20 protein-coding genes are annotated in these 25,051 nt (G+C 38.2%); 7 read left to right on the top strand and 13 right to left on the bottom strand.

The features are described from left to right. Window positions 1-6: 6 nt before the first annotated feature. The 4 genes from mdh to asnB form a co-directional block, all read right to left on the bottom strand. Window positions 7-933 (bottom strand): malate dehydrogenase, encoded by a 927-nt coding sequence (gene mdh / locus B5488_RS01940; protein ID WP_079733740.1) that lies wholly within the window; start codon window positions 931-933, stop codon window positions 7-9. A 91-nt stretch (window positions 934-1,024) separates the two neighbouring features. Beyond that, on the bottom strand, window positions 1,025-2,020 hold the full coding sequence (locus B5488_RS01935) for a DUF6588 family protein (protein WP_079733739.1): 996 nt from the start codon (window positions 2,018-2,020) through the stop codon (window positions 1,025-1,027). A 129-nt stretch (window positions 2,021-2,149) separates the two neighbouring features. Then, complete coding sequence (gene gyrB, locus B5488_RS01930; RefSeq protein WP_079733738.1) at window positions 2,150-4,090, bottom strand: DNA topoisomerase (ATP-hydrolyzing) subunit B; 1,941 nt, start codon at window positions 4,088-4,090, stop codon at window positions 2,150-2,152. A 183-nt stretch (window positions 4,091-4,273) separates the two neighbouring features. Beyond that, window positions 4,274-5,893 carry an asparagine synthase B gene (gene asnB / locus B5488_RS01925; RefSeq protein ID WP_079733737.1) on the bottom strand — a complete coding sequence of 540 codons (1,620 nt, stop codon included), beginning with the start codon at window positions 5,891-5,893 and terminating at the stop codon, window positions 4,274-4,276. 246 nt (window positions 5,894-6,139) lie between these two features. Between asnB and B5488_RS01920 the strand changes: the two genes are divergently transcribed. Continuing rightward, complete coding sequence (locus B5488_RS01920) at window positions 6,140-6,712, top strand: DUF2911 domain-containing protein (RefSeq protein WP_079733736.1); 573 nt, start codon at window positions 6,140-6,142, stop codon at window positions 6,710-6,712. Between the two features lie 215 nt (window positions 6,713-6,927). Here B5488_RS01920 and B5488_RS01915 read toward each other — a convergent pair whose 3' ends face one another. From B5488_RS01915 to B5488_RS01885, 7 genes are all read right to left on the bottom strand, one after another. Next, window positions 6,928-7,560 carry a 7-carboxy-7-deazaguanine synthase QueE gene (locus B5488_RS01915; RefSeq protein WP_079733735.1) on the bottom strand — a complete coding sequence of 211 codons (633 nt, stop codon included), beginning with the start codon at window positions 7,558-7,560 and terminating at the stop codon, window positions 6,928-6,930. A gap of 58 nt (window positions 7,561-7,618) precedes the next feature. Continuing rightward, window positions 7,619-9,076, bottom strand: a complete 1,458-nt coding sequence (locus B5488_RS01910; protein ID WP_079733734.1) for a M14 family metallopeptidase — start codon at window positions 9,074-9,076, stop codon at window positions 7,619-7,621. A gap of 3 nt (window positions 9,077-9,079) precedes the next feature. After that, the gene (locus tag B5488_RS01905) at window positions 9,080-9,745 is read right to left on the bottom strand and encodes a peptidoglycan recognition protein family protein (RefSeq protein WP_079733733.1); all 666 of its coding nucleotides are present in this window, start codon (window positions 9,743-9,745) and stop codon (window positions 9,080-9,082) included. A 71-nt stretch (window positions 9,746-9,816) separates the two neighbouring features. Then, complete coding sequence (locus B5488_RS01900) at window positions 9,817-11,208, bottom strand: SusD/RagB family nutrient-binding outer membrane lipoprotein (protein WP_079733732.1); 1,392 nt, start codon at window positions 11,206-11,208, stop codon at window positions 9,817-9,819. Window positions 11,209-11,218: 10 nt separating this feature from the next. Continuing rightward, entirely contained in the window at window positions 11,219-12,922 is a 1,704-nt protein-coding gene (locus tag B5488_RS01895; protein WP_231919788.1) for a SusC/RagA family TonB-linked outer membrane protein, read from the bottom strand. An 85-nt stretch (window positions 12,923-13,007) separates the two neighbouring features. Continuing rightward, window positions 13,008-14,246: an IS256 family transposase gene (locus tag B5488_RS01890; RefSeq protein ID WP_079733433.1), complete on the bottom strand. Its 1,239-nt coding sequence runs from the start codon at window positions 14,244-14,246 to the stop codon at window positions 13,008-13,010. A 29-nt stretch (window positions 14,247-14,275) separates the two neighbouring features. Further along, the gene (locus tag B5488_RS01885) at window positions 14,276-15,772 is read right to left on the bottom strand and encodes a carboxypeptidase-like regulatory domain-containing protein (RefSeq protein WP_079733730.1); all 1,497 of its coding nucleotides are present in this window, start codon (window positions 15,770-15,772) and stop codon (window positions 14,276-14,278) included. 168 nt (window positions 15,773-15,940) lie between these two features. Between B5488_RS01885 and dacB the strand changes: the two genes are divergently transcribed. The 6 genes from dacB (at window position 15,941) to B5488_RS01855 (ending at window position 21,446) form a co-directional block, all read left to right on the top strand. Next, window positions 15,941-17,275, top strand: coding sequence for a D-alanyl-D-alanine carboxypeptidase/D-alanyl-D-alanine endopeptidase (gene dacB / locus B5488_RS01880; protein ID WP_231919787.1), 1,335 nt, complete (start codon window positions 15,941-15,943; stop codon window positions 17,273-17,275). Between the two features lie 25 nt (window positions 17,276-17,300). Further along, window positions 17,301-18,353, top strand: a complete 1,053-nt coding sequence (locus B5488_RS01875) for a S66 peptidase family protein (protein ID WP_079733729.1) — start codon at window positions 17,301-17,303, stop codon at window positions 18,351-18,353. A gap of 76 nt (window positions 18,354-18,429) precedes the next feature. Continuing rightward, window positions 18,430-19,959 (top strand): helicase HerA-like domain-containing protein, encoded by a 1,530-nt coding sequence (locus tag B5488_RS01870; protein WP_079733728.1) that lies wholly within the window; start codon window positions 18,430-18,432, stop codon window positions 19,957-19,959. A gap of 25 nt (window positions 19,960-19,984) precedes the next feature. Further along, on the top strand, window positions 19,985-20,542 hold the full coding sequence (locus B5488_RS01865; RefSeq protein WP_079733727.1) for a hypothetical protein: 558 nt from the start codon (window positions 19,985-19,987) through the stop codon (window positions 20,540-20,542). Window positions 20,543-20,552: 10 nt separating this feature from the next. Continuing rightward, window positions 20,553-21,158, top strand: a complete 606-nt coding sequence (locus B5488_RS01860; protein WP_079733726.1) for an inorganic diphosphatase — start codon at window positions 20,553-20,555, stop codon at window positions 21,156-21,158. Window positions 21,159-21,242: 84 nt separating this feature from the next. Continuing rightward, entirely contained in the window at window positions 21,243-21,446 is a 204-nt protein-coding gene (locus tag B5488_RS01855; RefSeq protein WP_079733725.1) for a hypothetical protein, read from the top strand. An 81-nt stretch (window positions 21,447-21,527) separates the two neighbouring features. On the opposite strand, the gene ftsZ is transcribed toward B5488_RS01855, so the two are convergent. After that, window positions 21,528-23,564 carry a cell division protein FtsZ gene (gene ftsZ, locus B5488_RS01850; RefSeq protein WP_079733724.1) on the bottom strand — a complete coding sequence of 679 codons (2,037 nt, stop codon included), beginning with the start codon at window positions 23,562-23,564 and terminating at the stop codon, window positions 21,528-21,530. A 119-nt stretch (window positions 23,565-23,683) separates the two neighbouring features. Next, on the bottom strand, window positions 23,684-25,051 hold the full coding sequence (gene ftsA, locus B5488_RS01845) for a cell division protein FtsA (protein WP_079733723.1): 1,368 nt from the start codon (window positions 25,049-25,051) through the stop codon (window positions 23,684-23,686).

The following is a 25,051-nucleotide window of genomic DNA, read 5'->3' as shown; positions in this document are numbered from 1 at the left end:
AACTACTTATAGTTCTAATAGGGCATTGGTTTTATTCACGCCCTCTGCACTTTCTTTAATCTTATTAGACTCTGCATCATCAAGCTCGATCTCAACAATTTTTTCAAGTCCGTCTTTACCTAAAATCGCAGGTACTCCAATACAAATATCATTTAATCCGTACTCACCTTCTAACATTGCCGAGCAAGGGAACATTTTCTTTTGGTCACAAGCAATTGCCTGAACCAAAGCTGAAACTGCAGCTCCCGGTGCATACCAGGCACTGGTTCCTAATAATTTAGTAAGGGTTGCTCCACCTACTTTAGTATCTTCTGAAACCTGGTTTAAGCGATCTTCAGATAAAAATGCTGATACAGGTACAGAATTTCTTGTAGCCAATCTAGTTAGCGGCACCATCCCGGTATCACTGTGACCTCCAATTACCATCCCATCAACATCTGATGGTGGGCATTCTAAAGCTTCACTCAATCTAAATTTAAAACGTGCGCTATCTAAAGCTCCACCCATTCCAATAATTTTATTCTTTGGAAGGCCGGTGGTTTTATGCACAAGGTAAGTCATGGTATCCATAGGATTACTTACCACGATTAAGGTTACATTTGGAGAATGCTTAATAAGGTTTGAAGAAACTTCTTTTACAATCCCGGCGTTTATTCCTATTAATTCCTCACGTGTCATTCCCGGTTTACGCGGAATACCACTGGTAATTACTGCTACATCACTGCCGGCAGTTTTAGAATAATCGTTTGTAGTTCCTGTAATTTTAGTATCAAAACCGTTTAGCGTTGCGGTTTGCATTAAATCCATTGCTTTCCCTTCGGCTACTCCTTCTTTAATATCGAGTAAAACCACTTCTGAAGCAAAATCTTTAATAGCAACATATTCTGCACAACTGGCGCCTACGGCACCTGCTCCTACTATAGTAACTTTCATCTTATATTTTATTTAAATCGATTAATATTTGATTCCAAAAATACAAATATTGCTATAGTATTACTATAAGATATGGTTAAAACTATGGGTTTTATATTCTAAAATGCAAGCCGGCGTTAAGGTGAAAAAACTTACCTGCAGTGGCCATGGTACTAATTTTAAATTTATTGAAGTAAATATTAAAACCTAAATCGGCTTTAAATTGTGCCTGACTTTGATCTAAACCGCGTAATGCCGAATTAATTGGCCCTAAAGCAACACCCGAACCGCCCATTGCATAATTAAAGTTTGAGTTTGTTGCTCCTAAAGCTCCAAAAACTTCAAAACTATCGCCGTACAATTTAGATCCCATAACAGATGCCATCCACAGGTTAGAGTTTACGTTTACCAAATTCAAGTTTACAACGTTATCTATATTTACAGGACTAAATTCATACTCTACATCAAATTTACTGTAAGCGATTATAGCAGCGGCTTGAAAGTCTTCTTCATTATTAAATTTAAAATATTGCGAGAAATTATGTTTTACTCCGGCGCCATAAGTTGTGATAGCCACTCCATCTACAGTTAACTGAGGTAAAAATCTTGCCGAAAATTCTGTTTCATAAGGTAAACCTACATTAGCCTGAACAAAAGGATATGCTACCACACTTTTATTCACGCCTTCGAGAGCCTGAAATTCAAAAGATTCTCCTAATAAAGTTCCTTCAAAATAAACATCAGTTTCTTCACCAAAAGCTGTAGGCACTACAGCATTACTTTCATCTCCTTTAAGACTCAAAATTGGACCACCACTCTCGTGAACACCCGCAAGATCACCATTTGATATTGTAAAAGATTGCCTGTTAGAAGGAACAAATAAAGCATTTCCCTGAAAGGAAATCTCTACTTTCCACGGTTTTAAAGCAGTTGCTGAAGTAAACCAACCGGCCCCGGCCTGATAAGCAACCCCTTCGGCTGCAGGTCCTGCAAATTCATCTGCAATATACAGCATCTCATTTGCGAATTTTGTAACATCGCCCTCCTGAGCGTAGGAATTAACTGAAAATAATAAAAATAGAATGAGGTATTTAGCTTGAAATTTCAAAATAAGTAGGTGTTAAGTTATGGGGGTAAAAATAGCAAAAAATATTTTTCAAAAATAATGTTAATTCAAGGTATTAAAAAACCCGTAAGCGCGCTTACGGGTTTCAAATTTTGTGGGAATTAAAATTGCTTAAGCATCAATATTAGCATACTTAGCATTTTTCTCAATAAATTCACGTCTTGGCGGCACTTCATCTCCCATTAACATAGAGAAAATTCTATCGGCTTCCCCACTATTATCAATATTCACCTGTCTTAGTTTACGTCTTTCAGGATCCATAGTGGTATCCCAAAGTTGCTCAGCATTCATCTCACCAAGACCTTTATAACGTTGAATCTGAACTCCACCACTGTAACTTTCAGCAATTTCATCACGTTCTTCTTCGCTCCAGGCATAGCGCTTCCTGCTTCCTTTTTTAACTAAATATAAAGGCGGAGTTGCGATAAAAATATGGCCTCCTTCTATTAATTCTTTCATATATCTATAAAAGAACGTCAGGATTAGTGTTTCAATGTGACTACCATCTACATCGGCATCACACATTATCACTACTTTATGATATCTTAATTTATCGGTATTCAAAGCTTTACTATCTTCTTCAGTACCAATAGTCACCCCCAGCGCAGTGTAAATATTTTTTATCTCTTCATTATCAAATACACGATGTGTCATCGCTTTTTCAACATTCAAAATTTTACCTCTTAACGGAAGAATAGCCTGGAATCTACGGTCTCTACCTTGCTTGGCAGTACCACCTGCAGAGTCACCCTCTACAAGAAATACTTCACTTTGAACCGGATCCTGCTCAGAACAGTCAGATAATTTCCCAGGTAAACCGCCAATACTCATTGCGGTTTTACGCTGCACCATATCACGGGCTTTTTTAGCCGCGTTCCTGGCCTGGGCGGCAAGAATCACTTTCTGAATAATGGTTTTGGCATCATTCGGGTTTTCTTCAAGGTAATTTTCAAGCATTTCGGAAACAGATTGTGAAACCGCCGAAGTCACTTCCCTGTTTCCAAGTTTTGTTTTCGTTTGCCCTTCAAACTGAGGTTCGGCAACTTTTACTGAAATTATTGCGGTTAATCCCTCACGGAAATCATCTCCAACAATCTCAAACTTCAGTTTATCCAACATCCCAGAGGCGTCGGCATATTTTTTAAGTGTAGTTGTTAAACCACGTCTAAACCCAGATAAATGGGTACCACCCTCGTGGGTATTAATATTATTTACGTAAGAATGAAGGTTTTCGCTAAACGAGGTATTGTAAATCATCGCAACCTCAACAGGAATATCGTTCTTTTCGCTTTCCATCGCGATCACATGACTTATAATTGGCTCGCGATTTCCATCAAGAAATTTAATAAATTCTTTTAATCCTTCTTCAGAATAAAACCTTTCAGAAAGATATTCTCCTTTATCATTAACTTCACGCTTATCGGTAAGTGTAATTTGAATTCCTTTGTTTAAAAAAGCCAACTCACGCATCCTGCTAGCCAAAGTGTCGTAGTTATAATCTACACTTTGCTGAAAAATACTGGAATCTGGCTTAAACGTAATCACTGTACCGTTTAGTTCTGTTTCACCAGCAGGTTTAACCGGGTACATCGGTTTTCCTTTTTCATATTCCTGTTCCCAAATCTGGTTATCCCTGTAAACCGTGGCTTTAAGTGTAGAAGAAAGTGCATTTACACAACTTACCCCAACCCCGTGCAGTCCGCCGGAAACTTTATAAGAATCTTTATCGAATTTACCACCGGCACCAATTTTGGTCATTACAACCTCAAGGGCAGAAACACCTTCTTTTTTGTGAAGGTCTACAGGAATTCCCCGTCCGTTATCTTCGGTAGTTACCGAGCCATCTTCATTTATGGTTACTTTAATCGTATCACAATGGCCGGCCATAGCCTCATCTATAGAGTTATCTACCACCTCGTACACCAAATGGTGCAAACCTCTTACACCGGTATCCCCAATATACATTGAAGGCCTAAGGCGCACGTGCTCCATTCCTTCTAAAGCCTGAATACTATCGGCCGAATAACTTTGTTTTTTGGGTTCTTCGCTCATATATTTTGCTAATTAAATTCGTCTATTTTGAATAACGAACAAATATAACAAAACGCACATTTTTAATAGGCTAAGAAGCTTGACAAGGGTTTTAAGTTATTAACAATTTGTGCAAAAAAAAGCCCAAAATACAGCGAAATTGATGCTGCATTTCGGGCATAACAAACCACACGATTGTTTACTTTATATTTGGGCTAATTCTTCAAGTTGTTTTTTAGCATTTGTCGCCACGTGAGATGTGTTTGCTCTTCCACTTGGATCCAGGTCTTCCTGCCATTTCGGAATCCATCTTTTTACTGTTTTTGCGGCGTTTTCCTGTGGGTAATGACTATGGAATATTTCTCTGTAGAAATAAGCTTCTTTAGTAGCCGGTGTGTTGTAAGGATACTTCTCTGCAGCCGTTGCCATTTGTTCATCACTAACTCTTGCTGAAGCGTGGGCAATAAGCTCGTCTATCCAGCTATAACCAACACCATCGCTAAATTGTTCTTTTTGTCTCCATAAAACCTCATCTGGTAAAAATGGCTGTTCTGGAGTATCAAAAGCTTTTCTAAGAATATATTTCTCAACTCCATCATAGGTTTTTGGCAGTTTATGAACAGCTTCAGTTTCCATTGCTGTTTTTAAGAAGGCTTTATCTAAGAATGGCACCCTTGCTTCCAGGCCGTGGGCCATTGTAGATTTATCTGCTCGCAGGCAATCTGCAGTAGCAAGTCTTTGTACCCGTCTAATGGTTTCTTTTTGGAAATCATCAGGAGTTGGTGCGTTTTTAAAGTAAAGGTAGCCTCCAAAGATCTCATCGGCTCCTTCCCCGCTTAAAACCACTTTTACGCCTTTTTCTTTAATTCCTTTAGAAAGGAAATACATTGGTGTGCTGGCTCTTATTGAAGTTACATCGTAAGTTTCTAAATGCCATACCAGTTTTTTTAGGATATCAATTCCTTCTTCAACGGTAAAATGGATTTCAGAATGCTCGGTTCCCAGGAATTCAGCAACTTTTCTCGCAGCAACAAGATCTGGTGCAGTTTCATCTAAACCAATAGAGAACGAGTGTAATTTTTGACCGCTATCTTTCATTAATCTGGCAGCGATAGAAGAAGTTAAAGATGAATCTAAACCTCCACTTAATAAAACTCCCAGAGGAACATCGGCCATTAATCTTTTACGAGTTGCCTCAATTAAGCTTTCTCTTATTTTTGAAAGATCTAATTCTTTCGTAGCTTTTTTATAATCAAACCAATCTGGAGTATAATATTCTACAAAACCGGTTTGTGGCGTATAATAATGCCCGGGAGGAAAAGCTGCAAAACTACTACATTGATCTACCAAGGTTTTCATTTCACTGGCAAACCAAATAGAACCTTCATCATCTGTTCCGTAGTAAAGCGGTTTTACTCCAATTGGATCCCTTGCAGCGATAAAATCTTTACCATCTACCACAACAAAAGAAAATACTCCGTCTAATTTATCAAGAAAATCTACTCCAAATTCTTCATATAAATGAACAATTACTTCTGAGTCTCCTGTTGTTCTAAAAGAATGATCTTTTAATTCATTATTTCGCAGTGCCTGGTGGTTATAAATCTCGCCGTTATGAATCATCCAGGCTGTTGAAGTTCCCTGGATAGGTTGTTTTCCGGTTTCAAGATCTACAATAGACAATCTTTCGTGACTTAATACATAACCTTCTTCGGTTACATGTACATCACTTTCATCTGGACCGCGGTGCGACATTCTTTTGGATAGACCGCCGATCTTTTCTTCTGATAATCGTTTTCCGATTACTGCTAAAATTCCACACATAACATTTGCATTAATAATTCCATACAAATATGCGTCAGAGATTACATTATATAAACACAAATTAGTATATTGGTATAATGTGAAAATATTATTCACGAAATTAGAATTCAGAAGTAAGCAAATTGTATTGAAAAAGCTTACAAACTTTACATCTGTAAAAATTCAATAATTTAACAGCAACTAAATAAATCTTTAACACCTTAAGAAATAACAGTAAACTATCTTTAACCTTAAAAATCAAATACAATGAAGAAAATACTTTTAACTACACTATGTTTAATTGGATTTCTGGGATTCCAGAATTTAAACGCCCAGGAAACAGAAAATACCAACGGACCTAATTTTCCAAAGTTAGATACCAGCCCGATGGATATGATTATACACCGAGACCAAAAAGATGAGGTAATTATGCGGGTAATTTACAGCCGTCCTCAAACACGAGATCGTGAAATATTTGGTAAACTGGTGCCTTACGGAGAAGTTTGGAGAACCGGCGCTAACGAAGCCACTGAAATCACTTTTTATAAAGACATGGAAATAGGTGGTAAAACTGTAAATGCAGGTACTTATACATTATATACAATTCCAGATGAAAAAGAGTGGACTGTTATTCTAAACCAATCTACTCATATCTGGGGAGCTTATGAATATACCGACAAACAGGATTATGTAAGAATTAAAGTTCCTGTTAGAAATTCTAGCCAGAAAATTGAGAATTTCTCAATGGCTATAGAGCAGAAAGAAAATGAAGCTGGCGCAAATCTATTAATGGGTTGGGCCGATAAATATATTAAAGTCCCTTTCTCGCCCGCGGGATAGGAATAAATTAATTATTACTAAAAACGGCTGTTTGAGTTACAAACAGCCGTTTTTTTATGGAATGTTGAGATATTTAGGATGTAGCTGATGCAAAAATTATTAGACAAATCGTCATCCTGAATTTATTTCAGGATCTAATAAGATATATCAGTAACAACTTAGAAGCTGAAACCAGTTCAGCTTGACGGCCTCCACTTTTGAGTCAATTTATTTTTTTATGGAATATTAAGATATTTATGCGTTTGAAGCGAAACTTTCCACTTCGGGTTTTTCATTACAAAATCTACAATTAGTGGCATCATTTTATCCCGGTTGCTCCATTCTGGCTGCAAATATAGAATGCAATTCTCACTAACTTTTTCGGCCTGTTCCTCAGCAAACTTAAAATCGTGCTTATTAAAAATTATCACTTTAAGCTCGTGGGCCAGCGGATAAATTTCTTCGGTAGGTAATTTTATTTTCTTTGGCGATAAACAAATCCAATCCCATTGTCCGGTTAATTTATATGCCCCCGAAGTTTCAATATGAATATCACAACCTTTATCTTTTAGCGCACCGGTAAGCCTCGTCATATCCCAGGTTAACGGCTCTCCCCCCGTAATTACAATAGTTTTACTACTTGCAACCGCTTTTTCAACAATCTCCCCAATATGCGTTGGCGGGTGAATATTCGGGTCCCAGCTCTCTTTCACATCACACCAGTGGCATCCTACATCACAGCCTCCAATTCTAATAAAATAAGCGGCCGTTCCTTTATGAAATCCCTCTCCCTGGATGGTGTAAAATTCTTCCATTAGCGGAAGCATAATCCCATCGTCTACCAGTGCCTTAGTCTCTTCTGTAATCATAGCCTGCAAAGATACGTAATCTCTTATTTTTAAGCTGTGCTTCCGGCTGAATTACTTTCTAATCTAAAATAAGCGCATTTTCTACCTGGAATTTTTCATCGGAAAGATCTATCAGAAATCCGTTAATAACCGCGTATTCTAATTCCCCATCTTTTTCGAGAAAGAAATGAGGCTGCAGACTTTCTGAAATTTTAAACTCTTCAGAAACAATATTAATGGGAATTTCTGTAAAATCTTCTTCGGGAAGTTCATTTAAAGCAACATAAGCATACCCATCGCGAAGTATTTCTGAAATATTTTCCTGCTGAAGCTCAGCTAAATTCTGAAAACTTTCAGGATAAAGTTTTCCTGCCACTAATTTATAACCAGAAGCATCCAACGCTTCATAGCCGTAAAATGTAGAAAGATCGCCCCTGTCTGCTATATAGCCATCGTAAAAATAATCCAGGTTTTCGTCCTGAACTTCTCGCTGATTAATTCCTAAATCTAATATATATTCTTCTCCCAACAGCTCATAGGTAAGTCCGGTGAGCTTAAGATCAAAAAGTTTACGGTCATTATTCGGTATTTTCTCGTATTCAGATATCTCAGCATTTTTATAATCTTCTTCAGCAATAGAAAAAACTGCAGCAAGAATTGAAACGAAATTTAACTTTCTAATCTCCTGCTTTTCGGGATCATTTGGGTAGCCACCCGATTCAATTAAAATAGTGCTGGTTCCCCATTTTTGAATATTATCTCCAAAAGCTCTGGGTTCAAAATCGTCGTTATATCGCCCAACCTGGCCCGGGGCGTATTCCTGCAGAATATTATTCATTTGAACAATTACCTGCATTGCGGCGGCACGAACATCATTTATAGATTTTTCATAATTATAGGCTGGCGCCAGATATGAAATAGTTGCTGGTTTGGGGGTTCTTTCGGCATTATAATAAGTGCTTTGATCGTGAAGGTTAAATCCAAAATCGGCATCCAAACTATCCCGCACTCTTTTTAAAGTCTTACTTTCTGGCGATTGTAAACGTAAAGCATCGCGATTAATATCTACTCCCAACAAGTTTCTACGCTGAAAACGCTGAGCGCCATCAGGATTCAACATTGGTAAAAAGTGAAGTTTTACATTTTTCAATAGTTGCTCTTTTTCTTCTGAAAATGCTTCAGAATCAATAAAATTGAGAATATCGAAAATCGCCAGGGTAGCCGTAGATTCGTCACCGTGCATTTGCGACCAGAGAAAAACGTCTACATCCCCTGAACCAACTGAAATTAACTGAAGCGGCCTGCCCTCTATGGACGCTCCAACTTTTGCTACCTCAAAATTCTCTTTTTCCTGAAATTTTTCTATTAAAGGCTGAATTTTAGCTTGTGTAAATCGGCGTTTTTCAATAGAATTTTCTTTAAAATCTTCATAGGAATTATACAACGCTTTATAAAGTGCTTTTTCCTGTGCTGAGCTAACTGAAACAGTAAAAAACCCGCATAAAAAGAAGAGGAAACTTATATTTTTGAAATTCATTTTTTATTGATTTTTTGGTACCGGTTTAAAATTAAGGTTTTTAGTTTTTTCCCGCACTTTTTGCATAAAATCTTTTCCGGGATCGGTCTTTTGGGTTCGGTAAGACTTATCTTTTTCTAACCATAATTCGTGGCCTTCAAACTGCGGATATTCGTAATGCCCCAGCAAATATTCTATATTATATTTTTCACTTAAATATTTCACTAAATCAATATTAGCTTTAAGTTGAGCTTTAGTAAGCGGAGTCGTTTTAGTACCACCAACATTTTCTACTCCAATCGCGGCATGGTTTAATCCAATAACGTGTCTTGCCATCGTTGTTTCAGGCATTAAGCGGTAAATTATTCCATCCCTATCTACAAGAAAATGTGCTGAAACATTTAAAGCCCCGCCCTCTTGAATATCTTCTCTTGCGCCGGGTAATTTAACAGGATTAAATGCACGAAAAGAGCTTTCCAAATCTGGTATAGCCGTCCAGTGTAACACAATCATTTTTGGAATTATTTCGGGAGCCGATTGTTCTAAATCGTAACGTGCCTTTAAATAATCCAGGCTAAGTTGCTTTCGTTCTTCATTAAAAATAATTGGGCGATCAATAATTTCTTCAGAAATATCAGCACTTTTACAACTGAATAGAAAAATAGTGAAAATTATAAGTACATATCTCATTTTAAAAGTATTTAAAACTAAAATCTCCCGGGCAGGCCGGGAGATTTGAAGTTATTGTTTTTTATAAAGATTTATTCGTCCCACCAAACATTACCATAAATACTATCATCACCACCAAACTGTCGCTCAATAGCATCATTGTAATTTTCTTCGTTATTAAAGGCCTCATTATCTGGGTAGCTTAAGCGGGTTGGCACGGCCATTCCATTTGGCTCTACCAGGTCATTTGGATACCCAGTTCTTCTCCATTCGGACCAGGCTTCATAACCAAACATATAAAGGTGTACCCAACGCTGATTTGCTATACTTTCAATAGCATTATTAGCATCAAAAGCCACTTCAGGATTGCTTAAAAAATCTTCCACACCTTCACTACTGCCAGTCCATTGTTCCATAGATGCTTCAATAGCCATATTGTAATAATCTTCGGCATCTCCTGTAATCCAATCTCGCTCAACAGCTTCAGCCATAGCAAATAAAACCTGCCCATAGGTTACTAAATAAACGGGGGCATCTTGGGCATAAATATCAGAACCTAGTAAAGAGAATTCTTCGGTTTCAGTACCGGTTACTTCCTCTTTTCCAAACTCAAGTCCTACATACTCCCCAGAACTTCTCGCTGGATCTCCATAAACAACTAAACGTGGATCATCTACAGGTTTCATTTCTTCAACTAAGGTTTCAGAAAGCGCCCACCATTCGCGATTTTGATTTACCACCTGTCCAAACCAATAATTTTGATTATCGGCATCTGCCAAATGACGATATACAAGGTTATCACTATTAGATTCAAAGACCCCATCATTTACAGCTTCGTTAAATTCAGTGCTTCCTTTTTCAGGGTCAACTTCAGACAATCTCAAAGCCATTAACATTCTTACGGTATTGGCAAACTTTTGCCATTTTTCCATATCACCATTATAGACTATATCATTATTGATACTTCCTGAAACAATCATCCCCCTTGCTTCTTTTAGTTCCTCAAAAAGGTCATAATAAATTTCTTCTTGAGGATCATAAACTGGGGTATAATTATCGCCTCCCTGGAGGGCGTCAAAATAAGGTACATCACCCCATCTATCTGTAATATTCCAAAAATAATATGCTTTTAGAATTTTAGCTACTGCTTTTTGATTGGCCACAGGTCCATCATTTCCATTCAATTCTTCTGAATCTATAACAGTTTGTAAATTAATTAAGGGGCTTTGATACCAGCTATAAAAACTTGTACTTTCCTGCGGATAAAGCGACTGACCAACATACTGGGTCTCTGCAAGATATTGTGCCATAAAAGCTCCTTTTGGGGATGAACTTAATCCCGGAAGAGATAATTGGGCGCTTGCAATTAATTGGGTTCCGGAAGCTTCACTTGGCCGGTTTGGGTTCGTATTTATCTCGTCGTCGAACTTGTTGCAACTCCAAATAAATAAACTACTGAATAATACTATATATATTTTTTTCATCGTTTTCTATTTAAAATGTAATATTTAGGTTTAAGCCGTAAGACCTAACCGAAATTAATTGGCCAGATTCATACCAGCTAATATCCTGACTACCAGTAGATATTTCTGAAGGATCTATACCTTCCGGGGCATTTTGCCAGAGCATCGCCGGGTTTCTTGCTATAAATGCAAGGTTTACAGCTTCAAAAGGAAGTTTCTCCATTAATCCAGGACCAAATGTATAGCCTAACCTAACTTCTCTTAATTTAATATAAGAAGCATCATATAACCATTCTTCGTAAATTCTTCTTCCTAATACATTACGATAATAAGACCTGGCATCGACAAAGGCATTAACCTCTTCTCCTGTTTCTGCGGAAATCCCATTAACTTCAACGCCCCCGCCTTCTTCAAGCGGATCTCTTACATTTGCTCCGTTAGAATTGGTAGCTACAGTTATTGGGTCCTGTCCTGTTCTTACTGCCAGCATTTTAGATCTGCTAAAAAATTGTCCGCCTTTTTGGAAATCTATCATAGCTGCAAGATTAAAATTTCCAAACTGGATATTATTCTGAAACCCTCCGGTTAGGTCTGGCAATACGCTCCCGAAGTTATGCGTTGCATCAGTATACAAAGGCATATTATTGGCGTCTAACAAAATTTCTCCTGAGGCTTCATCTCGTTGATAGGCCTGACCTACCAAACTCCCAAAAGGTTCACCTTCATAAGAATTTAAATAACTATTTACCGAAGAATAGGTTGTGGAACCATACTGGTACACATCTATACCTGGATGAAGTTCTACAACTTCACTTCTGTTTCTGTTTAAATTTAAAGTTGCATCCCACCTAAAGTTATTCGTCTTCACTGGAGTACCAGTAAGGGATAATTCTATACCATTGTTTGTAATTTCACCTGCATTTAAAATCCGGGAACTATATCCCGTTGCACCTGAAATATCCAAATCTATTATTTGATCTTTATTTCTTTGTTCGTAATAAGTAACATCAAGTCCTAAACGGTTATTTAAAAACCTAAGATCTACCCCTATTTCATAAGAATGAGCAAATGAAGGAAGAATGTTTGGGTTAGGCAGAGAATTTGGTACTGATAGAGTATTTATATTATTATAGACCGTCCCTACAGTATAAAAATTACTGGTTTGGTAAGGAGCTAAGTCTGATCCTGCTTGCGCATAACTAGCTCTAAGCTTACCAAAAGTAAGTGGTTTCCAATCGGTGAGTTCGCTAAAAACCATACTTCCTGAAACTGAAGGATACCAGTAAGAATTATTTTCTTCCGGTAAAGTCGAAGAATTATCATTTCTTATACTTGCCTCTACAAAGTATGTGTCCTGGTATCCTACAGAAGCCATTGCAAACCCAGATCTAATTTGCTTTCGTAATAGATAAGAAGTTGTTGTTGGCCTATCTATGGATGCATCAATATTGTAAAAACCTGGAGTAGTTAACCCTCCTTCTGTTGCTTGGTAAACATAAGAATACCTTCTATCGAAGATGTTCCCACCTATTGTACCATTAAGAGAAAAATCTCCAAATTCTTTATTATATTGAGCTAATAACTCGTAATTCATTTCAGTATTTTGATACTTCCCTACGGTGTAACCAGGCACTCCTGTTCCTCCAAAACCTCTACGGGTTTCAATATTCTGAGTATACATATCTGAACGCACGTTGGCACTAAGCTCTAATTCAGGTAAAACCTGGTAAGTCACACCAATATTTCCAAAGAAACGATGGGAGTGTTAGCTCAACTCTGTCTGCTTCTTCTCCCGGGGGTACCCCCGGGAGAAGAAAATTTTAGTTTTTCGTTTCATTGGTGGCTAAGTCCAACTCTAGCCGACCTTCAAATTTAATAGCTAATTGTTGAACTACCAAACCCCAGTTCTGCAGTGGGGCGTTCCATTTCTTTTCAATTCTTCTGGTAGCTAGGTAAACCAGCTTCAATAGTGCCATATCATTGGTAAAAGCGCCTTTGGTCTTGGTTACTTTTCTTACCTGCCGGTGAAAAGCCTCTACGGCATTTGTGGTGTATATGAGTTTTCTAATGGGTGCGGTATATTCAAAATAAGCACTCAATCGGTCCCAGTTATCATTCCAGGAACGGATCACTATGGGATATCTTTTGCCCCATTTTTCTTCCAGATCCAGTAAAGCCGATTCAGCCTGGTCTTTGGTGTCAGCCTTGTACACCAGTTTAAGGTCTTTCATAAAATCTTTTTGATCCTTACTGGCCACATACTTCATACTATTGCGGATCTGGTGGACAATACATAGCTGAATATCAGTCTTGGGATAAACAGAATGAATGGCTTCACTAAAGCCCGTAAGATTATCCGTACAGGCAATCAGAATATCTTTTAAGCCACGGTTGTTTAATTGGGTCAGCACCTGAAGCCAAAAATTGGCCCCTTCACTTTCCGAGATATACATACCCAGCACTTCCTTTCTTCCAGCTTTATTTATTCCTAAAATATTATACAAGGCCTTGTGCTTTACTTTGCCTTCTTCGCGTACCTTGAAGTGCATCGCGTCGAGCCATAGGATGCAATATACCGGCTCCAAGGGGCGATCCTGCCATTCCTTAACCTTGGGAATCACCCGGTCCGTAATATCACTTAGAACGTGTGTGGATATCTTGGAATCATACATTTCCTCTATATGAGCTGAGATATCCCGCAGGCTATTGCCCATCCCGTACATGCCTATAATCTGCTTTTCTAAATTATCGGCCAGGATACGCTGGCGTTTCGCTACGATCTCCGGCTCAAAGGTACTGTTACGATCCTGGGGCGTGTTAATGGTGACGTCCCCTTGGCTGCTCTTTAGGGTCTTTTTGCCTTTGCCATTACGCTTATTACCTGCTTTTGAGCCTTTTTCTTCATCGGAAAGGTGCGAAGACATTTCTGCTTCCAGGGCCTCTTCCATAAACTCCCTAAGCATTGGAGCAAAAGCGCCGTTTTTGCCGGTTAGGGATTCTCCTGATAAAAATTGTTTTAATGCTTTTTCCTTTAATTCCTTAATCTCTTCTTGTGTCATAATCTAGTCTAAAAATTTTAATTTAATTTTCAAAGTCTAGACAGACTTGAGATTACACCCTCGAAACGATCCCTTCTATCATTATTGGTGTTTTCATAAGCCTCAAAGTATGGATTATTCCAGTATAGCGGACTAAAATTAGTGATTTCACCAGTAGTTGAACTTGGTGAGCGTAAATTCCAGTGTTGAAATGTTCCATCAGCATACTGATAGTTTTCAAGCTTATTCATATCTATATTACGCTGAAACCATTGTACAAAGTAACCAGTCCCATATTCAGAACCCTGTTGAGGCCTTTGCGCATCATTACGCGCATAATTCACATTTGAATTAACCGTGATTTTATCATTTACATCAAGACTGGTGTTTAATCCAATATTATTTCTCTTTAGATAAGTATTAGGCTCAACACCTTCAATACGAGTATCATTTACACTTAAACGATAAGAAGTATTTTCATTACCTCCACTTATACTAATATTATTATTGATATTGTGACCCGTTTCGTAAAAATTTTCAATATTATCTGGTTGCGGACTAAAAGGCGCTAATTCACCATAACCAGGATCCTGTGGATAAAAACTCCAGGCATGTCTTACAGGAGTACCATCCATTCTAGGGCCCCAACTTTCATCTACCCCAAGTGCTACATATGGATCACCGTTTGGTAATGTGCTAAAACTTTGGGAAGAACCAGCCCCATACATATTTTGTACTGGCATAAAATTACCGGCACGTTCTATTGATACATTAGAACTTAATTGTACCCGGGTATCTTTTACGCCTTTCGCACCATCCTTAGTGGTTATCATAATCACCCCATACTGTCCTCTAATACCATACAATGCGGAAGCCGTAGGACCTTTTAGTACATTTACAGATTCTATATCATTAGGATTTATATCCTGCCCCAGGTTTCCATAATCTGCACCAGCACTTCCAGCAAAATTCGCATTAGAAATTGGTGTTCCATCTACAACAAGCAAAGGTTCACCTCCTCCGCTCAAGGAATTTATTCCACGAATTTTTATCTTTTGGGTTCCACCCATACTTGATCCGGAAGCCCCTGTAACCTGCACGCCGGCAACTCTACCCGACAGTGATCCCAAAACGTTTTGCTCATTGGTAAGGGTAAAGTTTTCCCCGTCAACTTCCTGAGTTGCATAACCCAAAGATTTTCTATCCCTGGAAATTCCAAGTGCTGTAACTACTACTTCATCCAAACCTTCAAGATCTTCAGTCATAATTACATCAATTATATTCCGTCCATTCACCGGTTGCTCCTGGCGCTCAAAACCCAGGGATGAAAATACTAAAACTGCATCTTCTGCAACCTCAATAGCATAATTCCCGTCCATATCGGTTACGGTACCGTTGCTGGTTCCTTTTTCCATGACATTTACGCCTGGCAGTGTCATTCCGTCACTGGCCACAGTAACCGTCCCGGTTACTTCTTGTTGCTGGGCAAAAACCAGGCTAACCTGGAAAAATGCCAGCAAGGCCATAATTGTTAATTTGTTTCTCATTCCTTTTGTGTTAAAGTTTTCTGAATTATAAATTAAATATACCGAAAAGCGCCAGAAGCAGACAAATTTGTTGACTTAAAAATTAAACTTTTATTAACTTCTTACTAATTAAATTAACTTTGTGCTAATTTTTTAAAAATTATCAAACCTGTTTAAAATTTTATAATCGTGAAAATCTACCCGACTTTTAAATTATTACTGAAAAACTCCGTTTTTTTCTTAATTATAATTGCGCTTGCTTCGTGTTCAACTACACGCAAAATCAGCAAGCCCTTAGATAAAATTTTTACTCAATCCCCGGTTTTTGAACAGGGATTTGCAGGATTTATGCTTGTAGATCCCGAAAAAGACAAAACTATTTATAGCCATAATGCCGATAAATATTTCACCCCGGCCTCCAATACCAAACTATTTACATTCTATGCAGGCCTAAAAATATTAGGTGATTCTATTCCTGCGCTTAAATATTCTATTAAAAACGATACGCTTTATTTTAAAGCCACAGGAGACCCATCATTTCTAAATGAAAATTTACCAAAATCATCAATTTTTGAATTTTTAAAAAACAACTCACATCATTTAGTTTATGTAGAACCATCCTATATAGAGAAACACCAGGGACCGGGTTGGGCCTGGGACGATTATAACGCCTATTATTCAGCTGAGCGGACTGCCTTTCCTATTTATGGCAATATGGTAGGATTTAAGTTTAAAAAAAATGAGGAGTTCCCCGTGGTTTCTCCTTCAATTTTTAAAGATTCACTGATAAGTTCTAAAGAAAGCTTCGTTTCAACCCGGCTTAGGCGTGATTTAGGTAAGAATAGTTTTCAATTTAATAATCAAAAAAAGCAATCGGAGTTTTCACAATCTGTACCCTTTAAATATTCTTCGGAAATTCTCCTGAAACTTCTAAATGATACCCTACAAAAACCTATTAGCCTGGTTCAAAATTCAGAAATAAATAAAAATCTGGACAATACACGCTACAGTATTCCCAGTGATAGTGTATATAAAGAAATGCTGAAAGTAAGCGATAATTTTATTGCTGAACAGATTCTAATAATGGCGGCCGGGAAAATTTCAGACACTTTAAAATCTAATATTGCAATAGATTATATGAAGGAAAATCATTTGAAAGACCTGCCCGATGAACCTATGTGGTACGACGGCTCCGGGCTTTCACGCTATAATCTTTTTACGCCCCGAAGCATCGTTAAATTGCTCAAGAAAATTAGAGCTGAAGTACCTGAAAAAGAACTACTGGATATGCTGCCTACCGGTGGACATTCAGGAACAATAAAAAATTATTACAAAGCAGATGAGCCGTATGTTTTTGCCAAAACGGGGACTTTAAAAAACAATCACAGCCTTAGCGGATACCTAAAAACCAAAAGCGGAAAAATTCTCATTTTCAGTTTTATGAATAGTAATTACACCGTCCCGACCACGGTTTTAAAAGCCGAAATGGAAAAAGTACTGCTCAACATTCGTGATAATTACTAACTTTAATTTTTATAAATCATCACAAATGCAACGTAGAAAATTCATTCAAAATATAGGAATTGGAAGTTTAGCTTTTCCGCTGGCAAATTTTACTGAAATTGATAAAATCGCCCCAGCAAATAATTCGGTTATAATTCCGCAGGGATTAAAAGAAGGCGATACGGTTGGTGTGGTGAGCCCTTCCAGCGCGATTTTTGAAACCGAACCTTACGAAATTGCTAAAGAAAGCCTGGAGGCTATGGGCTTAAAAGTGAAATTCGGCAAGTTCGTAAAAAGTAGCTACGGGCACCTCGCAGGAACCGATAAAGAGCGTGCCGGGGAACTCAACAATATGTTTCGCGACCATTCTATAAAAGCGATAATGGCGCTTCGTGGTGGATCTGGTGCGGCGAGAATCCTGGACAAATTAGATTACGAAGCTATAAAAAACAATCCAAAAATTTTTATAGGCTATAGCGATATTACTGCACTACACCTGGCTATTTACGAAAAAACAGGCCTGGTAACTTACCACGGACCATTGGCGGTTTCTACCTGGAATTCTTTCAGTTTTGATCATTTTAAGCGTTTGTTATTCGATAAAGAGAAAATCACTTTTACCAATCCTGAGGATAAAGGTGACAATCTTGTGCAAACTAAAAATCGAATTAGAACTATTCAACCCGGCGAGGCTACCGGCCGACTTATAGGCGGAAATCTTTCGGTACTTACGGGCATTATGGGATCAGAATATTTTCCTACAAACTGGGAAAATAATATCCTGTATTTAGAAGATGTAGGCGAACAAATTTATGCCGTAGACCGTATGATGAGTCAGTTGCAATTGGGTGGAGTTTTGAATAAAATTAGCGGATTTGTTTTCGGCAAATGCACCAGCTGCAATCCCGGTGGCTCTGGTTATGGATCCCTAACCATGGAAGAAGTAATGGATCATTATATAAAACCTTTACATATTCCTGCTTTTTCTGGAGCGATGATTGGCCATATAGACGATAACATTACCGTTCCTAATGGATTGAAAGCGAAGATAAACGCTACAAAGGGAAACATAGAACTTTTAGAAAATCCAGTGAAATAATTTTTTCATTTAAAGTAAATTGGCTTAAAACCAGCAATTATTCCCAACAATTCTTATTTTTAAGGAAATTTGAAACGTGGATAAGACACAAGAATTTGTAAATCATATTCGCAATGCCTACCAACCCAAAGGAGATTATATTCATTTGGGTGCGGCAATGCTAAACGGTGAAACTTTTGCTGATGCGGCGGTTAAAATTCCGCTAAAAACCATGAACCGCCACGGCTTGATCGCCGGAGCAACAGGAACAGGAAAATCGAAAACACTGCAAATTCTTGCTGAAAACCTTTCGCAAAAAGGTGTCCCGGTTTTATTAATGGATGTAAAAGGAGATCTTAGTGGGATCGCAAAACCCTCGTCTGGAGAAGAATTTCTTCACGAAAGACATAAAAAAATTGGTTTCCCATTTGAAGTTTCAAAATCACCGGTTGAATTTCTTACAATTTCAGAGCAGGATGGCGTTCGTTTAAGGGCCACAGTAAGTGAATTTGGCCCTATTCTTTTATCACGAATTTTAGATGTTACCCCAACCCAGGAAGGGATTCTCGCCATCATCTTTAAATACTGCGACGATCATCAATTGCCGTTATTGGATCTTAAAGATCTTAAAAAAATGCTTCAGTATGTTACAAATGAAGGTAGGGAAACTATAGAAAATGAATACGGAAGAATTTCCAGCGCATCAACAGGAGCTATTTTAAGAAAAATTGTAGCACTGGAGCAGCAAGGGGCAGAACGCTTCTTTGGTGAACGCTCTTTTGAAGTAACCGATCTTACAAGAAAAGATGAAAATGGCCACGGTTATGTAAATATAATGCGGCTTACCGATATTCAGGGTAAACCGAAGTTATTTTCAACTTTTATGCTGAGTTTACTCGCAGAAATTTACACCACTTTTCCCGAAGAAGGCGATAGCGACAAACCTAAGCTCGTTTTATTTATAGATGAAGCTCACCTTATTTTTAAGGAAGCTTCAGGTGCATTGAGGGATCAAATTGAAAGTATTGTAAAGTTAATTAGATCTAAAGGCGTGGGAATTTATTTTGTGACCCAAAATCCCACCGATGTTCCTGCAGAAGTATTAGGCCAGCTTGGTTTAAAAATTCAGCATGCTTTAAGAGCATTTACTGCCAAAGACCGAAAAGCCATAAAATTATCGGCTGAAAATTATCCGATTTCCGAATATTACGATACCAAAAACCAGCTTACCTCGTTAGGTATTGGTGAAGCGCTCGTTTCGGCATTAGACGAGAAAGGACGACCTTCTGCCCTGGCTGCTACAATGCTAAGAGCACCAATGAGCAGGATGGATGTTTTAACCAATACCGAACTTGAAGAACTTATTTTACAATCTAAACTACGGCCAAAATATAACGAAGAAATTGATCGTGAGAGCGCTTATGAACTTCTGAATAAAAAAATAGAGGAAGCCGAAGCAAAAGAAGCCAGGGAAAAGTCAACTGCTGAAGCTTTAGAACGTGAAAAGGCCAGTAGTAAAACAGCCAGAAAGACGACCAGCAAAACCCAGGGAGCAGTAATTAAAGTGCTTACCAGTGCTACTTTTATAAGAGGCGTAATGGGCGTGCTCAACAAATTATTAAAATAAACACCATCAATATTCAATCTAAAAAATGAAAAAATTCTTGCTACTTATTCTAGGTTTAACTTTAAGTTTAACCTCCTGTCAAAAAGATGAAGACAATCCTTTTTTAATTACTGCTAACCAGGTTGGCCCTGTTAACCGGGATATTAAAATTAACCAGTTAGACTCCCTATTTTCTGAAGATTCTCTAGTAAAACAAAAAAGTGGCGCTGATGAGTTTCGGGCTACCAGCGAAATAAAAGTTTTTGAAAAAGGCGGTAAACCCTTAATGATTTTAGAGCCACTGCAGGAATTTGATTCTACCAGCACTGTCGGCTACATAAGAGTTCTTGATCCTAGATATGAAACTAAAACAGGTTTGAGTACAGCCAGTACTTTTAAAGAAATTATGGAAGATTATAATATTTCCAGAATTGAAAATACACTTAATGCGGCGGTGGTTTTTCTCGATGAGATAAACGCTTACATCACCATAGATAAAAAGGAACTACCATCAGATCTTAGGTATGATACCGATTCTAAAATTAGAGCTTCACAAATACCCGATGAGGCTAAAATTAAATATTTTATGATCTACTGGGACTAAAATTTAAAAGATGAAAATTTTCCGCTTTAGGATTTGTTTGGGATTACTTCTCATTTTTTCTGCCTGTAAAACCTCAAAAGATTTAGGAAAATTACCAACCAAAACCATTGATGGAAATTACCGGGCAGTAATTGAAATTCCGGCAGGAACCAATAAAAAAATTGAATATCATAAAACCAAAAAGAAGTTTTTAATAGACCAAAGAGATGGTAAAGATCGTATTATAAACTTTCTCCCTTATCCCGGGAATTATGGATTTATTCCTTCAACATTTTCTGATCCCAAACAAGGCGGTGATAGTGATGCGGTAGATGTGTTAGTGCTGGGTGAAAGTCAAAAAACTGGCAGCATCATAGAAATTATCCCTATTGCAGTGGTTAAATTAATAGACGAGAATGAACTTGATTATAAGATAATTGCTATTCCTGCGGAATTAAAGAATCAAATTATTAGCGTTGAAAATTATAAAACTTTCACTTCAAATTATCCTGAAGTAATTAAAATCCTGGAAAGCTGGTTTACTTATTATGATAAATCTCAGGTTTTAGAAATTAAAGGTTGGGGTGATGAAACTGAAGCAATTTCAGAAATAGAAAAATGGACTCCAAAACCATAGGCTTGTTTCTTTAAGAAATGTTAATCGCACTTTGATTTTCAAACATTTGGTTACCTTTAATCTCCTAACCAAAACATTTTAGTTATGATTAAAATCTTAGGAATTATCTTAACCGTTGGCGGTGCTATTGCATTGGTAATGGGAATTCTGGGAATTTTTGGAAGTATTGCTCTTATGTTAAGCCCCTGGGCACTGGCCATTATTGGCTTTATTTTCTTTATTTCAGGGATTTCTCTCATTAAAAGAAGAAAGGATACCGAAGATATTGAAGCCGAGAAAAAAACTTAAATAAGTGGTTTTATAAAATCAAAAAAGGTGCCCATTGCGAGGCACCTTTTTTTATGAACAGTAATATAAAAAAGATTGGTGTTAGTCTACATTATCGTGTAAAAAGGAATTGTTTCTTCTAAAATGAAGATCATCATTATCGTCTTTTCCTAAAGAAGTTCGCGATAATTTTCCTTCTCCTGGTTGATTTTTTTCCAGGTCTACGCCCTGTCTTTTATAAGCAGGTTGCTTTTCAATTTCATCAATTTGGGCGGCATTACTTCTAAACTTATAATTAAATTCTTTCATTTTTGCCCTACGCTCGGCTGCACGCTCTATTAAAACTTCAGAAATAGGATTGTTAAACGGGTCTTCTCCCCCTTCATTTTCTTCCTGTTTTTTCTCAGGATTTTGAGGTTCCGGTTTTACTGTTTTCTTTTCGAAAGCGATAGTTTCGTCTTTTGGCTCTTCTTTCTTCTTAGGCTGGGGCTTTGATTTGTCTAAAGATTGCTCAAATTCCATATAATCGTCCAGGCTGTAACGTTTCACCCCGCGAGTAGAACTCTCGGTTACCGGTACGACCTCCACAGGCTCATTTACTTCAATATTTTTAGACTCATCTTCTTCAAGCTGATGTCTAACCTCCTGCTTTTGCTCTGTTTTTGGTTGCTGAGCCTTGGGCTGTTCCTGCTTAGGTTCCTCCTGTTTTGGCTCTTCTTTTTTCTCCTGATTTATAGGAAAATCGAAAGTAAACATTATCTGATCGTCATTATCATTCTGAACCTCTTCTGGCTCATTCACTTCCATAGATTTTATTTCTTCTGAAGTATCGTTAATGATAAAATCATCTGGATTTATTTCTTCATAAGAAACTTCCATATCCCGCGCCGATTTTGGCGTTTTGTATAATTCGTCTTCTTTCACCTGAATATTCCCAATCTCGTCTACTTCCTCTACACTATCGTCCAGGGTATGCACAATAGTACTGTCTGGTTCGGGAGTATTAGATTCTTGTTCCTGTTTCGGTTCTTCAATCTGTTGATTGTATTTTGGGTAAAAACCTCTTTTCTTCGGATCTAATTTCTGTTCCGCTTTTTGATCATCCTCCAGGGTGTGGATAATCTTTTTGGTTTCAGTATTTACAATTTCGTTTTGTTGCTCTACGTTAAACCCCGTAGCGATAATTGTTACCGAAATTGCATCATCTAAAGCTTCATCTTCACCTACACCCATAATAATATTGGCGCTGTGCCCGGCTTCTGCCTGGATATGGTCGTTGATTTCTCCAATTTCATCGATAGTAATTTCCTCGCCACCCGAAACGATTAGCAGTAATACGTTTTGGGCACCGGTAATCTTATTATCGTTCAATAAAGGAGAATCCAATGCTTTACTTATAGCATCCTGAGCCCTGGTTGCACCAGTGGCCTGGGCCGATCCCATAATTGCAGTTCCGCTGTTACTTAATACGGTTTTCGCATCCCTAAGGTCAATGTTTTGCGTGTAGTGATGTGTAATAACTTCAGCAATACCCCTTGAGGCGGTTGCTAAAACTTCATCAGCTTTAGAGAAACCGGCTTTAAACCCAAGATTCCCGTATACTTCCCGAAGTTTATTATTATTGATTACAATTAAGGAATCTACGTGACTTCTTAATTTTTCTACCCCAAGTTGCGCTTGCTCATTCCTCATTTTCCCTTCAAACTGAAAAGGAATGGTCACGATCCCAACGGTAAGGATATCCATATCTTTTGCCTGTTTCGCAATTACAGGAGCCGCACCTGTACCGGTACCACCTCCCATACCTGCAGTGATAAATACCATTTTGGTATTTACATCAAGCATTTGTTTAATTTCATCAAAACTTTCTACGGCTGCCTGCTCCCCAATTAACGGGTTAGCACCGGCTCCTAATCCTTCGGTTAGGCTTACACCTAACTGTATTTTATTAGGAACGGGGCTATTATCAAGGGCTTGTGCATCGGTATTGCAAACCACGAAATCTACTCCTTTTATCCCTAACTGGAACATGTGGTTTATGGCATTGCTGCCTCCGCCACCTACACCAATAACTTTAATGACGTTCGATTGATTCTTTGGCAAATCGAATGCAATGTTGTCGAATTCTGTACTGCTCATAAATTCTGTTTTACTGGTTCTCTCTTTTACTCACTAAGTGAGATTTTATATGCTTCGACGCTTACGCCGAAATGTTTTTACTTTTTAATTCTATTCCTCGTGGGATTACCTCGAGGTATTTACTCTGCGTTATCCAAAAAATCTTTAAACTTCTCGGCCCATTTATCGAAAATGCTCTTTTTGGGCGGTCTTTTGGGAGCTTCGGGATCTTGTTTTAAATCATCACCCTCTGGCATATTTTGTTCAAAATCTTTCTGCAACTCCTCTTCTTCCCTTTCTCTTTCTTCTTTGCTTTTCAGCACTACTTCTTCCTGAAACTTCTTTTCACCGTGTTCCAGGCTATTCATTACCAAACCTACCGCGGTGGCATAAACCGGGCTGGTGGTTTCGGTATCGTTATTTCCTGCCAGGTGCTCGTTAGGATATCCAATTCTGGTATCCATCCCGGTAATGTATTCAGCAAGTTGTTTAATATGCTTCAACTGTGCGCCACCACCTGTTAAGACCATTCCGGCAATTAATTTTTTCTTTTGTTCTTCGTGCCCATAGTTTTTAATTTCCAGGTAAACCTGCTCAATAATCTCAACTACACGAGCGTGGATAATTTTTGAAAGATTCTTTAAGGTAATTTCCTTAGGCTCTCTTCCGCGTAAACCGGGAATAGAAACAATCTCATTGTCTTTATTTTCCCCAGGCCAGGCAGAACCGAATTTAATTTTCAACAATTCAGCCTGTTTTTCTATAATTGAACATCCTTCTTTGATGTCTTCAGTAATTACATTTCCACCGAAAGGAATTACCGCGGTATGCCTGATTATTCCGTCTTTAAAAATGGCTAAATCGGTAGTCCCGCCACCTATATCGATAAGCGCAACCCCGGCCTCCTTTTCTTCCTGGCTCAATACTGCGTTAGCTGAAGCCAATGGCTCTAGAGTCACTGCCGAAAGTTCTAAACCGGCACTTTTCACACATCTTCCAATATTTCTAATGGAAGAAACCTGGCCCACTACCACGTGGAAATTGGCTTCCAATCTTCCGCCATACATCCCGATAGGTTCCTTAATTTCTGCTTGCCCATCTACCTTGAATTCCTGTGGTAAAACGTGAATAATTTCTTCGCCCGGCAACATCACAAGCTTGTGAACCTGGTTGCAAAGGCTGTGAATATCATCGGCGTCAATTACCTCGTCTGGGTTTGGCCTGGTAATGTAATCGCTGTGTTGAAGGCTTCTTATATGCTGGCCGGCAATACCAACCACTACATCGCTAATTTTTAATCCTGAATCTGCTTCAGCTTCCTGAATAGCCTGCTGTATAGACTGAATGGTTTGGGTAATATTATTTACCACTCCACGGTGCACACCAAGGCTTTTGGATTTCCCAATACCTACGATCTCTACCTTTCCATACTCGTTCTTACGTCCAATCATGGCCACTATTTTTGTGGTACCAATATCTAATCCTACGGCTATCTCGTTGTGTTCCAT

The organism is Salegentibacter salegens (assembly GCF_900142975.1).
Taxonomy (GTDB): domain Bacteria; phylum Bacteroidota; class Bacteroidia; order Flavobacteriales; family Flavobacteriaceae; genus Salegentibacter; species Salegentibacter salegens.
This window is presented reverse-complemented; position numbering and strand designations above follow the sequence as displayed.

Bases quoted from the DNA above. Each gene is read 5' to 3' on its own strand.
- mdh (WP_079733740.1), bottom strand. From the start codon at position 933: ATGAAAGTTACTATAGTAGGAGCAGGTGCCGTAGGCGCCAGTTGTGCA.
- gyrB (WP_079733738.1), bottom strand. From the start codon at position 4,090: ATGAGCGAAGAACCCAAAAAACAAAGTTATTCGGCCGATAGTATTCAG.
- asnB (WP_079733737.1), bottom strand. From the start codon at position 5,893: ATGTGTGGAATTTTAGCAGTAATCGGAAAACGATTATCAGAAGAAAAG.
- B5488_RS01920 (WP_079733736.1), top strand. From the start codon at position 6,140: ATGAAGAAAATACTTTTAACTACACTATGTTTAATTGGATTTCTGGGA.
- B5488_RS01915 (WP_079733735.1), bottom strand. From the start codon at position 7,560: ATGATTACAGAAGAGACTAAGGCACTGGTAGACGATGGGATTATGCTT.
- B5488_RS01910 (WP_079733734.1), bottom strand. From the start codon at position 9,076: ATGAATTTCAAAAATATAAGTTTCCTCTTCTTTTTATGCGGGTTTTTT.
- B5488_RS01905 (WP_079733733.1), bottom strand. From the start codon at position 9,745: ATGAGATATGTACTTATAATTTTCACTATTTTTCTATTCAGTTGTAAA.
- B5488_RS01900 (WP_079733732.1), bottom strand. From the start codon at position 11,208: ATGAAAAAAATATATATAGTATTATTCAGTAGTTTATTTATTTGGAGT.
- B5488_RS01890 (WP_079733433.1), bottom strand. From the start codon at position 14,246: ATGACACAAGAAGAGATTAAGGAATTAAAGGAAAAAGCATTAAAACAA.
- B5488_RS01885 (WP_079733730.1), bottom strand. From the start codon at position 15,772: ATGAGAAACAAATTAACAATTATGGCCTTGCTGGCATTTTTCCAGGTT.
- B5488_RS01875 (WP_079733729.1), top strand. From the start codon at position 17,301: ATGCAACGTAGAAAATTCATTCAAAATATAGGAATTGGAAGTTTAGCT.
- B5488_RS01865 (WP_079733727.1), top strand. From the start codon at position 19,985: ATGAAAAAATTCTTGCTACTTATTCTAGGTTTAACTTTAAGTTTAACC.
- B5488_RS01860 (WP_079733726.1), top strand. From the start codon at position 20,553: ATGAAAATTTTCCGCTTTAGGATTTGTTTGGGATTACTTCTCATTTTT.
- B5488_RS01855 (WP_079733725.1), top strand. From the start codon at position 21,243: ATGATTAAAATCTTAGGAATTATCTTAACCGTTGGCGGTGCTATTGCA.
- ftsZ (WP_079733724.1), bottom strand. From the start codon at position 23,564: ATGAGCAGTACAGAATTCGACAACATTGCATTCGATTTGCCAAAGAAT.
- ftsA (WP_079733723.1), bottom strand. From the start codon at position 25,051: ATGGAACACAACGAGATAGCCGTAGGATTAGATATTGGTACCACAAAA.